The 13,657-nt window shown below is 62.1% G+C and carries 11 protein-coding genes and 3 tRNA genes; 8 read left to right on the top strand and 6 right to left on the bottom strand.

Going from position 1 to position 13,657, the window contains the following annotated elements; all coding sequences use genetic code 11:
• Positions 1 to 20: 20 nt before the first annotated feature.
• From KY494_RS07410 to metG, 4 genes are all read right to left on the bottom strand, one after another.
• Positions 21 to 947 (bottom strand): ScpA family protein, encoded by a 927-nt coding sequence (locus KY494_RS07410; protein WP_219134767.1) that lies wholly within the window; start codon positions 945 to 947, stop codon positions 21 to 23.
• 17 nt (positions 948 to 964) lie between these two features.
• Positions 965 to 1,174 (bottom strand): DUF3460 family protein, encoded by a 210-nt coding sequence (locus KY494_RS07405; RefSeq protein WP_034778041.1) that lies wholly within the window; start codon positions 1,172 to 1,174, stop codon positions 965 to 967.
• 120 nt (positions 1,175 to 1,294) lie between these two features.
• Complete coding sequence (locus tag KY494_RS07400) at positions 1,295 to 1,774, bottom strand: GNAT family N-acetyltransferase (RefSeq protein ID WP_219134907.1); 480 nt, start codon at positions 1,772 to 1,774, stop codon at positions 1,295 to 1,297.
• Positions 1,775 to 1,797: 23 nt separating this feature from the next.
• Entirely contained in the window at positions 1,798 to 3,954 is a 2,157-nt protein-coding gene (gene metG, locus KY494_RS07395) for a methionine--tRNA ligase (RefSeq protein WP_219890456.1), read from the bottom strand.
• Positions 3,955 to 4,114: 160 nt separating this feature from the next.
• Between metG and apbC the strand changes: the two genes are divergently transcribed.
• The 3 genes from apbC to KY494_RS07380 all read left to right on the top strand — a co-directional run bounded on the left by apbC (position 4,115) and on the right by KY494_RS07380 (position 7,529).
• Positions 4,115 to 5,203, top strand: a complete 1,089-nt coding sequence (gene apbC / locus KY494_RS07390) for an iron-sulfur cluster carrier protein ApbC (RefSeq protein WP_219890455.1) — start codon at positions 4,115 to 4,117, stop codon at positions 5,201 to 5,203.
• 87 nt (positions 5,204 to 5,290) lie between these two features.
• The gene (locus tag KY494_RS07385) at positions 5,291 to 5,698 is read left to right on the top strand and encodes a DUF4399 domain-containing protein (protein ID WP_219890454.1); all 408 of its coding nucleotides are present in this window, start codon (positions 5,291 to 5,293) and stop codon (positions 5,696 to 5,698) included.
• A gap of 139 nt (positions 5,699 to 5,837) precedes the next feature.
• Positions 5,838 to 7,529: an alkaline phosphatase family protein gene (locus tag KY494_RS07380; RefSeq protein ID WP_258194735.1), complete on the top strand. Its 1,692-nt coding sequence runs from the start codon at positions 5,838 to 5,840 to the stop codon at positions 7,527 to 7,529.
• Between the two features lie 140 nt (positions 7,530 to 7,669).
• Here the strand turns inward: KY494_RS07380 and KY494_RS07375 are convergent, their stop codons facing one another.
• Both KY494_RS07375 and lysA read right to left on the bottom strand, forming a co-directional pair.
• Complete coding sequence (locus tag KY494_RS07375) at positions 7,670 to 9,235, bottom strand: phospholipase D family protein (RefSeq protein WP_219890453.1); 1,566 nt, start codon at positions 9,233 to 9,235, stop codon at positions 7,670 to 7,672.
• A gap of 63 nt (positions 9,236 to 9,298) precedes the next feature.
• A complete protein-coding gene (lysA, locus tag KY494_RS07370) occupies positions 9,299 to 10,537 on the bottom strand; it encodes a diaminopimelate decarboxylase (protein ID WP_219890452.1) in 1,239 nt (412 codons plus the stop codon).
• A gap of 147 nt (positions 10,538 to 10,684) precedes the next feature.
• Between lysA and KY494_RS07365 the strand changes: the two genes are divergently transcribed.
• The 5 genes from KY494_RS07365 to KY494_RS07345 all read left to right on the top strand — a co-directional run bounded on the left by KY494_RS07365 (position 10,685) and on the right by KY494_RS07345 (position 13,626).
• Complete coding sequence (locus tag KY494_RS07365) at positions 10,685 to 11,596, top strand: LysR family transcriptional regulator (protein WP_219890451.1); 912 nt, start codon at positions 10,685 to 10,687, stop codon at positions 11,594 to 11,596.
• A gap of 70 nt (positions 11,597 to 11,666) precedes the next feature.
• Positions 11,667 to 13,073 (top strand): glutamate--tRNA ligase, encoded by a 1,407-nt coding sequence (gene gltX / locus KY494_RS07360; protein WP_219890450.1) that lies wholly within the window; start codon positions 11,667 to 11,669, stop codon positions 13,071 to 13,073.
• Between the two features lie 124 nt (positions 13,074 to 13,197).
• Positions 13,198 to 13,273: transfer RNA gene (locus tag KY494_RS07355), tRNA-Ala, on the top strand.
• Positions 13,274 to 13,340: 67 nt separating this feature from the next.
• Positions 13,341 to 13,416, top strand: a tRNA-Glu gene (locus KY494_RS07350).
• Positions 13,417 to 13,550: 134 nt separating this feature from the next.
• Positions 13,551 to 13,626: transfer RNA gene (locus KY494_RS07345), tRNA-Ala, on the top strand.
• Positions 13,627 to 13,657 lie beyond the last annotated feature (31 nt).

Below are 13,657 nucleotides of genomic sequence, written 5' to 3'. Positions count from 1 at the left end.
TCAGTGACAAAGGGAAGGGATCAGGCGGGCGAATAGGCCAGCCGGACGTAGATGGGGGCAAACGGTTCTGCCTGCGTGATTTCGATCAGGGTTTCCTTGGCCAGTTCCAGCAAGGCCACGAAGTTGACCACCACCACGGGCACGCCGCCGGCAATGTCGAACAGTTCGCTGAACTCGACGAAGCGCGACGACTGCAAGTGGCGCAGGATGCTCGACATGTGCTCGCGCACGGACAGTTCCTGGCGACTGATGCGGTGGTGCTGGGTCAGCTTGGCGCGTTTCAGCACGTCGAGCCACGCCTGCTGCAAGTCCACCGGTTCCACGTCGGGCCAGGTGGGCGTCAGGCTTTGCTCGATGAAAATCTGCGTGCGCACGAAATCGCGCTCGAACTGGGGAATGGTGTTCAGGTCGTAGGCGGCCAGCTTGATCTGCTCGTACTCGAGCAGGCGGCGCACCAGCTCGGCACGGGGATCGCCACCGTCTTCCTCGACCTCGCTCTTGCGCGATGGCAAAAGCATGCGCGACTTGATCTCGATCAACATGGCCGCCATCAGCAGGTACTCGGCGGCCAGTTCCAGGTTGCTCACGCGGATCTGGTCGACGTATTTCAGATATTGCAGGGTCACCTGCGCCATCGGAATATCGAGAATGTTGAAGTTTTGCTTGCGGATCAGGTAGAGCAGCAAGTCGAGCGGGCCTTCGAAGGCTTCGAGGAAGATTTCCAGCGCGTCCGGCGGGATGTATAAATCCGTCGGCATGCGCAGCATCGGTTCGCCATACAGGCGGGCGATACCGGGTGGCTCGGCGGCAGGCGCCGCGTCCGTGCTTGCAGATGCTGCAGGGTCGCCGCTGCCGTCGCCGCCAGTGGCGGGTTCGGGCGACTCGATGACTGCGCCGGCACCGGAAGCGTCGGCTTCCGGCGTCACTGCAGACTCTTCAGGCAGCATCGTGCCGGTTCCAGATCTTAGTTCTTGTTCTGGTAAACGTAAGCCTGTTGCTTGACGGCCGATGCCAGCTGGCGTTCCTGCTCATCGATGCTGACGGCCGGCTTGTCCCACAGCAGGGCGCGGCCCGCTTGCTGGCCCGCTTCCATGCCAGGATTCTTGGCCTTCAGTTCGGCGATGAACAAGGTGTGGTCGGATACGTAGTTGTTGTGTTTTGCAGGCAGTTTCATATTCTCTTCTGAGTGTCTTATAAGTAAGGTCAGCCGGCCGTATTCTACCGCGCCGTGCCGCCTGGCGGGTTGTAGTATCGGCAAGTCCGGGGGCGAAATTGCTAAAAATCAATAACGCAATCAATAACGTAACAAGCGCCGCATCACCATCGGCGCCGGTTCGGCGGGGTTGGCGTGCGAATATTCCAGTTCTTCGGCCAGGTCGAATTCAAAGGCCGCATAAAAATCGATCAACTTGCGCTGGTCGCGCCGCACGGCCAGGCGCAATTCCTCGGCCTGGCACGACAGGCCATGATGAATGATGGCTTCGAGCAAATGTTGTGAAACATGGCTGCCCCGGTAGGCGGGCAGCACGCCCATGCGTGAAATCTTCCAGATGGCGGGATCGCTGTCGAGCGGCATCCAGCGCAGTGAACCGGCTGGAATGTCGTCGATCAGCAACAAAAAACCGCCGCCGTGGCGCAGTTGCGCTTGCACCTGCTGCGCCGTCTCGTGGTGCCCACTGGACGAGGCGGCTACCTTGCCGGCCCACGCGGCGCGGGTCAGATCGGCCATCAGTTGTGCATCGGCATTTGTTGCTTCGCGCACCACGATATTCATCATCGGTCCTTGTGGGGGGGGGCTTAGCGGATGCGCATGCCAGGTTCGGCGCCCGGCCACGGGTTCAGGATGTAGATGCCCGGATTCGCCTTCTCGTCGGCGGCGGAGGCGGCCATGACCATGCCTTCCGAAATGCCGAACTTCATCTTGCGCGGCGCCAGATTGGCCACCAGCACGGTCAGCTTGCCGATCAGTTCTTCCGGCTGGTACGCCGAGCGGATGCCCGAGAAGACATTGCGCAAACGGCCTTCGCCCGCGTCCAGGGTCAGGCGCAGCAGCTTGTCGGAGCCGTCCACCAGTTCGCAGTTGACGATTTTGGCGATGCGCAGGTCGACCTTGAGGAAGTCGTCGATCTTGATTTCGGGCGCCAGTTCCTCGATGGCGGCAGCGGGCACGGCTGGCACGGTGGCATCGTTCGCGGCGTCGCCGGCCGGTGCGGCGATAGCGGCGGTCGCTTGCGGCGCGTCAAACAGCGCCTCGATCATCTTTGCATCCATGCGCGTCATCAAATGGCTGTAGGCGCCGATGGTGCGGCCCAGCATGCTGTTCGCGACGGCGTCGCCGAACACCTGCGTATCGGCCCAGCTAAACTCGGCGTCGTTGAGGAACGATGCCACGTTCTTCGCCACGCCCGGCAGCACCGGCGAGAGCAAAATCGTCAGCTGGCGGAACAGGATCAGGGCCGTGGTGCACACGTCGTGCAACTCGGCTGTTTTGTCGACGTCCTTGGCGAGGATCCACGGCTTGTTTTCATCGACATACTGGTTGGTGATGTCGGCGATTTCCATGATTTCGCGCAAGGCCTTGCCGAATTCGCGGTTCTCGAAGTGCGCGGCGATGCTGGCCTGGCGCTCGACGATGACGCCGTTCACGTCCACCGTCAGCGCGCGGTTGATCCAGCTTTGCGCGCCTTCCGACAGCGTCGATGCCAGCTTGCCGTCGAAACGCTTGGCGATGAAGCCGGCGCAGCGGCTGGCGATGTTCACGTACTTGCCGATCAGGTCGCTGTTCACGCGGGCGACAAAATCTTCGCCGTTGAAGTCCAGGTCTTCCACTTTCGAGTTCAGCTTGAAGGCGATGTAGTAGCGCAGCCATTCCGGGTTCATGCCCAGGTCCAGGTAGCGCAGCGGCGAAATGCCCGTGCCGCGCGACTTCGACATTTTTTCGTTGTTGACCGTCAGGAAGCCGTGAACGTTGACTTTCAGTTTATCGATGACGGGGTGGCCGGCAAATTTCAGCATGGCGGGCCAGAACAGCAAATGGAAGGAAACGATGTCCTTGCCGATGAAGTGGATCTGTTCCGTCGCAGGATCATTCAGCAAGGCGTCGAAATCGATGCCTTTCTTGTCGCAATAGTTTTTCAGGCTGGCCAAGTAGCCGACGGGCGCATCCATCCACACATAGAAGAATTTACCTGGCGCATCGGGAATCGGGATGCCGAAGTAGGGCGCATCACGCGAAATATCCCAGTCGGCCAGCTTTTCGCCCGCTTCGCCCAGCCATTCGCTGACCTTGTTGACCATTTCCGGCTGCAAGCGGCCTGGCGTATTCAGCCAGCTTTTCAGGAATTCGAAGCAGCGCGGGTCGGACAGCTTGAAAAAATACTGTTCCGACGGCTTCATCACGGGCGTCGCGTTGGTAAACACGGAGAACGGATTGACCAGGTCGGTCGGCTGGTAAGCGGCGCCGCACACTTCGCAATTGTCGCCATACTGGTTCTTGGCGCCGCATTTCGGGCATTCGCCCTTGATGTTGCGGTCGGCCAGGAACATGCCTTTCACCGGATCGAAGAAGCGGTCGACGGTTTTCGTGACGATCAGGCCCGTATCGCGCAGCTTGCGGTAGATCGATTGCGACAGGTCGACGTTTTCCGGCGAATCGGTCGAATACCAGTTGTCGAAGGCGATATGGAAGCCATCGAGGTACTGGGCGCGGCCGGCGGCGATGTTGGCGACGAATTGCTGCGGCGTGATGCCTTCCTTTTCGGCGGCGATCATGATGGGCGTGCCATGCGTATCGTCGGCGCCCACAAAGTGCACTTCACGGCCGGCTGCGCCATCGCGTTGCATTCGCTGGAACCGGACCCAGATATCAGCCTGGATGTATTCCATGATGTGGCCAATGTGAAAAGCGGCGTTTGCGTAAGGCAGGGCAGTGGTGACGAACAGCTTGCGAGTCATGATTGATGCACTTTTGGGATGGATAATAGGACATTTTAACAGCGGAAAGGCAATATGAGCAGATGCAGCGCCGGCAAGTGATGCTTTTGTCTTGATCGCCCCTGGCGATTTTGCGCTAGACTGCGCGTATTGCACATATGTAGTACACACGGAGATTTACATGAGCATCACAGTAGAAGACGTCAAGGCCGCGCTGGCCCAGGTTATTGATCCAAATACACATAAAGATTTCATTTCCAGCAAAACCGTCAAGAATCTGAAGGTCGATGGCAATGATATTTCCCTCGATATCGAGCTGGGCTACCCCGCCAAAAGCCAGATCGACCTGATCCGCAAATCCGTGCTGGCCGCCCTGCGCGTGCTGCCGGGCGTGGGCAACGTCAGCGTGGGCGTGTCGTCGAAAATCATTTCGCATACGGTGCAGCGCGGCTTGAAGCCGATGAGCAATGTGAAAAACATCATCGCCGTCGCTTCCGGCAAGGGCGGCGTGGGCAAATCGACCACGGCCGTCAACCTGGCCCTGGCCCTGGCTGCCGAAGGCGCCACCGTCGGCATGCTGGATGCCGATATCTATGGCCCGTCGCAACCGATGATGCTGGGCATCAGCGGCCAGCCGAAGACGCTCGACGGCAAGAGCATGGAGCCGATGGAAAACCACGGCCTGCAAGTGTCGTCGATCGGCTTCATGATCGATCCGGACGAACCGATGGTGTGGCGCGGCCCGATGGTCACGCAAGCGTTGCAGCAACTGCTGGACCAGACCAACTGGCGCGACCTTGACTATTTGATCGTCGACATGCCGCCAGGCACGGGCGACATTCAGCTGACCCTGTCGCAGAAAGTGCCCGTCACGGGCGCCGTGATCGTCACGACGCCGCAGGACATCGCGCTGCTGGACGCGCGCAAGGGCCTCAAAATGTTCGAGAAAGTCGGCATTCCGATCCTCGGCGTGGTGGAAAACATGAGCACGCACATCTGCTCGAACTGCGGCCATGCGGAAGAAATTTTCGGTGCCGGCGGCGGCGCGAAGATGTGCGCGGACTTCGGCGTGGAATTCCTCGGCGCCCTGCCGCTGACCATGGCGATCCGCCAGCAGACGGATTCGGGCACGCCGACCGTCGTGGCTGAGCCGGATGGTCCTGTTGCCGAGATCTACAAGCAGATCGCCCGCACCATCGCCATCAAGGTGGCGGAAAAGGCGAAGGATATGACCAGCAAGTTCCCGTCGATCGTCATCAAGAACGACTGATGATTGGATTTGGCGCTCCCCGGCGCCAGTCTCAGCAGGAATATGGTTTCATGCAGTCCGTGTTGTTACTAAACAAGAGGAGACATCATGCAATTGACCACCGTATTCCTGCGCCAGGCCGCAGTCCTGGTTGCCGGCAGCCTGCTGGCCGCCAGCGCCTTCGCCCAATCCGTGTCCTTCGTCGAGCCTGTTGACGGTGCGACGGTGACCAGTCCGTTCAAGGTGAAATTTGCCGTCAGCGGCATGGACGTCAAGCCGGCCGGTGACATGACGGCCAGGACGGGCCACCATCATCTGCTCATCAATATGGGGCCGATGAAGGCGGGCGAGATGATCCCCATGGATGATAAACATTTGCATTTCGGCAAAGGACAGACGGAAACGGACGTCACCTTGCCGCCGGGTCAGTACACGCTCACCATGCAGTTCGCCAACGGCGCGCACCAGTCGTATGGGCCGGAGTTGAGCAAAAGCATCAAGGTGACGGTCAAGTAATCGCGCATATTGATTCATGTCGGCATCAGGCCGGGTTCCAGCGATGGTGCCCGGCCTTTTTCATGGTCGTGCTTCTTGTCATCATTGCGTCATACAGTTTGCGTATGCTGCCCGGTGGCCTAACTTTGGATGAGTGCATATGAGCAAGAATTTCTCCCTTTCCCGACAACTGGCGCAGGCGTTGCTGCTGGTGGCTGGCGCGGCGGCGTGCCAGGCGCATGCGGCCAAGGCGCTTCCTGCTGCTGCTTCTGCCACTGCGGCGCAGCCGAAGCTGGTGGTGGTGCTGGTGGTCGATGGTTTGCCGCAAGAGCAGGTGACGCGCTACCGCGACCAGTTCGGCCAGGGCGGCTTCCGCCGCCTGCTGGAGCAGGGCGCGTGGTTCAGCGATGCGCACCAGGCGCATGGCATCACGGTCACCGCCATCGGCCACTCGGCCGTGCTGTCCGGCGCTTATCCGTACCAGCATGGCGTGATCGGCAATAACTGGATCGATCCCGTCACGAAAAAATCCGTGTACTGCACCGAGGATGGCAATTTCCACTACATCGGCGAAGAGACGAAACCCGATGATGGCACCTCGCCCGTGAAGCTGCGCGTGAGCACCCTGGGCGACGAGCTGCGCTATGCCACGGGCGACAAGGCCAAGGTCGTCACGGTCTCGGGCAAGGACCGGGGCGCCATCCTGCTGGCGGGAAAAACGGGCACGGCCTATATGTACATGGAAAAAACGGGCAATTTCGCCAGCAGCACTTATTATATGCAGCAGCATCCGCAATGGGTGCAGCGCTACCAGGCCAGCAAGCCGCAGGACCGCTACTACGGCAAGAGCTGGACGCCCTTGCTGGCTGACAGCGCCTACGCCAATGATGCGCGCGAGGATATCGTGCCGGCCAAGCCGGGCACGCGCAACACCTTCCCGTTCGCCTATTACAGCGACAGCGGCAAGCTCGATGGCGAGTACTACAGCCGCTTGAAGTCCGGTCCCTTCCTCGATGAGCTGACCCTGGAATTCGCGCGCGCCGCCATCGATGGCGAAAACCTGGGCCGCAACCCGGCCGGCGTGCCCGATATCCTCGGCGTGAGCCTGTCCGCACACGACTACGTGAACCACGCCTACGGCCCGGAAAGCAGGATGTCGCATGACCACCTGCAGCGCCTGGACCGCATGCTGGCCGGTTTCTTTGCCGACCTCGATAAAAAAGTCGGCATGGATAACGTGCTGGTGGTGCTGACGGCCGACCATGGCTTTGCCAACGTGCCCGAATTTACGGAAGCGCGCGGCGGTTTTTCCGCCAAGCGCATCGACGGCGACAAGATGGTGGCAAGCCTGAACCAGCACCTGGCCACGACGCTGGGCATCGACAAGCTGGTGACGGCGTCGTCGCTGCCGAATATCTACCTCGATTACGCGCTGGCGGAAAAGAGCGGCGTCCATCGCGCCGCCCTGGAAGACGCGGCGGCCCGCTTCCTGCTGCAGCAGGACGGTCTGGCACAAGTATATACGCGCACGCAAATGGAAGCGGGCGCCGTCGCCACGCGCATGGACACCCTGATGCGCCGCGCCTGGAACCGCCAGCTGTCGGGCGACCTGATGGTCGTCACAAAGCCGGCCTGGTACTTCGGCAAGGGCGTTGGCGGCACCTCGCACGGCACGCCGTACACATATGACACCAACGTGCCGCTGATGGTCTTCGGCCCCCGCTGGATCAAGCCGGGCGCCTATGGCCAGTACGCGGAAGTGGTCGATATCGCGCCTACGCTCGCCCATTTGCTGCGCATACGCCAGCCGTCCGCGTCGGAAGGGCGGGTGTTGACGGAAGCGGTGCGGTAAGGCTCCGGGGCTGTGGTGTTGTCGGGTTACGCGCGGAGCGCTAACCCGACCTACGTCGGCTGCGTTAGCCTGGAGCGAGCGTAGGTCGGATTAGCGGGGCAAAGCCACGCGTAATCCGACAACAGTGTTGGCAAAACCGCTTACAGCAGCCAGTCTATCGGCAGCACCGACAGAATCGCCACCCCCATGCGCTTCCACACGCTGGTGCCCGGCTCCGTGTCGTAGCGCGTGGCGCCGCCGCTGGCGTCGCGGGCGATCCAGTACAGCTTGCCGTCGTCGCCCAGCAGCACCTGGTAGGCGCGCTGCGGGATGGTGGTGCGCATGGCCAGGCCCAGCTGGCTGGCCAGCGCGGGGCTGTCGATGACGAGGCCCATTTCCGTGTTCAACTCGATCGAGCGCGGATCGAAGTTGAACGAGCCGACAAAGATGCGCTTGTCATCGACGGCAAAGGTCTTCGCATGCAGGCTCGATGCGGAGCTGCCCAGGTGGCCGGGCTGCGCGCGCGCGTCGCCCCGTTCCCACGAGCGGCGCGATTCATACAGCAGCACGCCCGCTTCCAGCAGCGGCTTTCTCCACTTCGCGTAACCCGCATGCACGGCCGCCACGTCGGTCGCTTCCAGCGCATTCGTCAGGATGCGCACGCCGACGCCTTTTTTCGCCAGGTCCGCAAAGGCCAGCGTGCCGGCTTTGCCGGGCACGAAATACGGCGACACCAGGTCCACTTCCTTTTCCGGCACGCCCAGCAGGTTTTGCAGGTTTTCCGCCACGCCCGTGCCGGGCCTGGCCTTGTCCAGCACCTTGGCCGGGTCGTCGCTGACCATGCGCGTGCGCGCCCATTCGAAGGGCAGGGTGCGTTCCATCATCTGCCTGACGAAGGGCGAGGTGCGCAGCGCCTGCACGTATTCCTCGGCCGCCCTGGTGTCGTCGATGCGGTCCGCTTCGGCGGCGATGGTGGCCGCGTCGCCCTCGACTGGGCTGGTCAGCAGCAGGCTGGCCGGGTAGGCCGAGGCGCTGTTCCAGTAGCGGTCGAAATCGTGCGAGACCTCGTTGACGACGGGGCCGACGGCCAGCACGTCCAGGTCGGCGAACAGCACGTCGCCGGCCGCGCCAAAATACTCATCGCCCACATTGCGTCCGCCGACGATGGTGGCCTGGTTATCGGCCGTGAACGATTTATTGTGCATGCGCCGGTTGAGGCGGGAAAAGTCGGTGGCAAAGGCGAGCGCGCGCGGCGCGCGGGGCACGAAGGGATTGAACAGGCGGATTTCCAGGTTCTGCTGCTTGCCCAGCATGCTCAGGGTCTGGTCCAGGCCCGCCGTGTTGTTATCGTCGAGCAGCAGGCGCACGCGCACGCCCCGTTCGGCCGCCTGGCGCAGGGCGTCGAACAGCAAGGTGCCCGTAATATCCTTGTGCCAGATGTAGTACTGCACGTCCAGGCTGCGCTGGGCGGCGGCGGCCAGCAGGGCGCGCGCGGCAAAGGCGTCGCGCCCGTCGGCCAGCGGATAAATGCCGGACACGCCGGGATGCTGCGCCACCATGGGCGCAATGGCCGTGGCTAATTTGGTCTGCGCCGTATCCGTGATGACGCTGGAGGGAACGCGGCCTTCCAGCGACGGCAGTGCGGCGCAGCCGGCGAGGACGGCGGACAGCAGCAGGGACAGCAGCAGCCGGGTGGCGCTGCGGAAGGGAAGTACTTGGGCGGGCATGGCGGGCTTTCATCGAGTTGCCCCGATGTTAGCAGATGCGCATGCCCGCACGCGGGCACGGTTTTACAGTTGTTCCAGCGCGATCAGCTCGGCCACCGTCTGGCGGCGGCGGATCAAGCGGGATTGCGCCCCATCGACCAGGTATTCGGCCGCATGCGGACGGCTGTTGTAGTTCGACGACATCGACGCGCCATACGCGCCCGCGCCTTCGAAGACGACGTAGTCGCCCACCTGCGCGGCCGGTAGCAAGCGGGTTTCCACCACGCCGCCATCGCGCTGGGTAAACACGTCGCCCGATTCGCACAGGGGGCCGCCGACCACGGTGGCGCGCTGGGCTTCCAGGGCGCGGCCGTCGTGCGCGATCACCGACATCTCATGGTAGCTGCCGTACATGGCAGGGCGCATCAATTCATTGAAGCCCGTATCGAGCAAGGTGAAGTGGTTGCCGCCCATTTGCTTGGTGGCGCGCACTTCGGCCACCAGCAGGCCCGCGTCGGCCACCAGGAAGCGGCCCGGTTCGATTTCCAGGTGCACGGGATGGCCCAGGTGCGCCTCGATCTGCTTGCGCGCCGCATCCCACAGCTGGAAATAATGGTCCGTGTCGACCGGCTGCTCTCCTTCGCGGTAGGGCACGGACAGGCCGCCGCCCGTGGAAATGGCTTCCAGATCGTGGCCCATGTTTTTCACCAGGTCGACCATGGTGCCGCAGACGGTTTCCAGGTGGCTGTAGTCGACGCCCGAACCGATGTGCATGTGCAGGCCTACCAGGTGCAATCCATGCGCGCGGATGACGGCCAGCGCCTCCGGCAGTTCTTCATGCCAGATGCCGTGCTTGCTGTTTTCGCCGCCCGTATTGGTCTTGTTGCTGTGGCCATGGCCATAGCCGGGATTGATGCGCAGCCAGACGCGGTGGCCGGCCGACACGGGGCCCAGCTGGCGCAGCATGTCGACGGAGCCGCAATTGACTTCAATTTTTGCCGCCGCCACGCGCGCCAGGGTGGCGCGGTCGAACAGGTCGCAGGTGAATACCACGCCGGCGGCGCCATTCGTTTGCGCCGGCGTAAAGCCCGCCTGCAGCGCGCGTTCGATCTCGCCCAGCGAGACGGCGTCCACGTGCACGCCCGCTTCGCGCATCAGGGTGAGCAGATGGATGTTCGAATTGGCCTTTTGTGCGAAGCGCACGGTGTCGAACTGCGCCAGCTGCGCCACGCGCGCGCGAATGGTGGCCGCGTCATACACCCATAATGGCGTGCCGTGTTCCTGGGCGAGTTGGGCGAGGGTGGCGTCTGGCACTGGTTTCATGGTGATGGTCTTTGTCATGTTATGGGTGACGTCGGATTACGCGGGCTTTGCCCGCTAATCCGACCTACGATGCTGGCCATGATGCGGGTTTTCTGTGTAAACATAAAATATCTATTTAGGGTTACCTTATTCATTTATGATATGGCTATGACTATCTCCCTGCGCCATATCGAGGTCTTTCGCGCCATCATGACGACGGGCAGCGTGACGGCCGCCGCCGCCATGCTGCACACGTCGCAGCCCACCGTCAGCCGCGAGCTGGCGCGCCTTGAACACTTGACGGGCTTGACCCTGTTCGAGCGCGAGCGGGGACGGCTGCGCCCGACGGCGCAGGCGCTGCAGCTGTTTGAGGAAGTGCAGCGCGCGTATTTCGGCCTGGAGCGCATCGTCAGCACGGCGGCGGCCTTGCGCCAGTTTGACCAGGGTCAGCTGTCGATCGCCTGCCTGCCCGTGTTTTCCCAGTCGCTGCTGCCGCAGGCGTGCAAGCGCTTCGTGGCCGACTTTCCGAAGGTGAGCATCAGCATCACGCCGCAGGAGTCGCCGCTGCTGGAAGAGTGGCTGTCGGCCCAGCGCCACGATATCGGCCTGACGGAAGTGGGCAATGCGCCGCCGGGCACCGCGCTCGATACCCTGATGTCCGTCGATGAAGTGTGCGTGCTGCCCGATGGGCACCCGCTGGCGGCGAAATCCGTGCTGCAGCCGGCGGACTTCGCGGGCCAGCCTTTTATCAGCCTGGCCGCCGTCGATCCTTACCGCCAGCAGATCGACGCCATCTTCGCGCAGGCCGGCGTGGAGCGGCGCATGGCGCTCGACACGCACAGCGCCGCCTCCGTCTGCGCCATGGTGCGCGAAGGCGTGGGACTGGCTATCGTCAATCCGCTTACGGCCCTCGATTATGCGGGGCAGGGCCTGCAGATTCGCCGCTTCGGCGTGTCCTTGCCGTTCACGGTGAATCTCGTGAAGCCTTTGCACCGGCCCCTGTCGCAACTGGTCGCCCTGTTCGATCAGGCGCTGCATGCCCAGGCGGACGAGGTGAAAAGGCGCTTGCTGCAGCTGTGACGGCCCTTGTGGAGCGGCGGCGGTCAACAGAGTAAAATGGCGTTTTACTTATTCAGGCCTGATTACTTCGATGACCACAACCGCTACTCCCGTCCGTACCCGTTTCGCTCCCAGCCCGACCGGCTATCTGCACCTGGGCGGCGCCCGCACCGCTTTATACAGCTGGGCGTATGCCCGTCACTTCGGCGGCACCTTCGTGCTGCGCATCGAAGACACGGACGTAGAGCGCTCGACGCCGGAAGCCGTGCAAGCCATCATCGAAGGCATGCAGTGGCTGGGCCTGGACCACGACGAAGGCCCGTTCTACCAGATGGCCCGCATGGACCGCTACCGCGAAGTGGTGGCGCAGATGCTGGCCGAAGGCACGGCATATCACTGCTACTCGTCGCCGGACGAAGTCGAAGCGATGCGCGAGCGCATGCGCGCGGCCGGCGAAAAGCCCCGCTACGACGGCACCTGGCGTCCGGAGCCGGGCAAGACCCTGCCTGCCGTACCAGCGGATCGCAAGCCCGTCGTGCGCTTCAAGAATCCGCTCGATGGCGACGTGACGTGGGACGACGTGGTCAAGGGCACGATCACGATCTCGAACCGCGAGCTCGACGACCTGGTGATCGCCCGCCCTGACGGCACGCCGACGTATAACTTCTGCGTGGCCGTCGACGACTGGGACATGGGCATCACCCACGTGCTGCGCGGCGATGACCACGTCAATAACACGCCGCGCCAGATCAATATCCTGCGCGCCATCGGCGCACCGTTGCCGCTGTATGGCCACCTGCCGATGATTCTGGGTTCGGACGGTCAGAAGATGTCGAAGCGCCGCGATGCCGTCAGCGTGATGGATTACCCGGCGCAGGGCTTCCTGCCTGAATCGATGCTGAACTACCTGGCGCGCCTGGGCTGGAGCCATGGCGACGATGAAGTGTTTTCGGTGGAGCAGTTCTGCGAATGGTTCAACCTCGATCACCTGACCAAGTCGGCCGCGCAGTTCGACCTGGAAAAGCTCAAGTGGCTTAATAACCAGTACATCAAGCAGGCCGACAATACCCGCCTGGCCGACCTGGCGCGTCCGCAAATGGTCGCCGCCGGCGCCGTCTTCGAAGGCGCGCCGGACCTGGCGCAAGTGCTGGGCATGATGAAAGAGCGCGCCAACACCGTCAATGAACTGGCTGCCGCCTCGATGCTGTTCTTCCGCGAGCCGCAGCCGGAAGCTGAACTGGTGACGCAGCACATCACGGATGCGATCAAGCCCGTGCTGGCGCAGTTTGCCGAGCGCATCGCCACGGTGGAGTGGAGCAAGGAAGCCGTTGCCGCCATGATCAAGGAAGTGCTGGCTGCCAACACCATCAAGATGCCGCTGCTGGCCATGCCCTTGCGCCTGATTTTGACGGGCCAGCTGCAGACGCCGGCCATCGACCAGGTGGTGGTGATGTTCGGCCGCGACACCGTGCTGGCGCGCCTGGCAAAGTGGCTGTAATCGCCGCGATGAAATACGCGTAAAAACAGCGTGCGGAAACCGCCCCTATGAAAAGTTGCTCATAGACGAAAAAGGGTATTTGCAGAGTGAAACTTCTTTGCTATACTCTTGTTTCTGCACCAACGGGGGTATAGCTCAGCTGGGAGAGCGCTTGCATGGCATGCAAGAGGTCAGCGGTTCGATCCCGCTTACCTCCACCAGCAGCAAAATCGCAGTCAGGTTTTGTTAGTCGTTGAAGTGGTGCAGATGTTGTTTGGAAGTTCCGCGGTCCCCATCGTCTAGAGGCCTAGGACATCACCCTTTCACGGTGAGTACAGGGGTTCGAATCCCCTTGGGGACGCCAGGTAGTTGTGGTATAGTAGTGGCAGTTGTTTGTACTGATTGTTGTAAGTTCAGGCCCGTAAAAAACAGGTTCTGAATGGAAAGCAAGTAGTGGAACAAAGTCGCCAAGTGCGGCTTTTATTATTTCTGCGCCCGGGGGGTATAGCTCAGCTGGGAGAGCGCTTGCATGGCATGCAAGAGGTCAGCGGTTCGATCCCGCTTACCTCCACCAACAGCGCAGAAGTAAGGTAGCAAACTGTAGT

This window comes from Janthinobacterium sp. PAMC25594 (assembly GCF_019443505.1).
In the GTDB taxonomy this organism is placed as follows: Bacteria; Pseudomonadota; Gammaproteobacteria; order Burkholderiales; family Burkholderiaceae_D; genus Janthinobacterium.
Note: the sequence above shows the minus strand (reverse complement) of the source record. Positions and strands in the feature narration are given on the sequence as shown.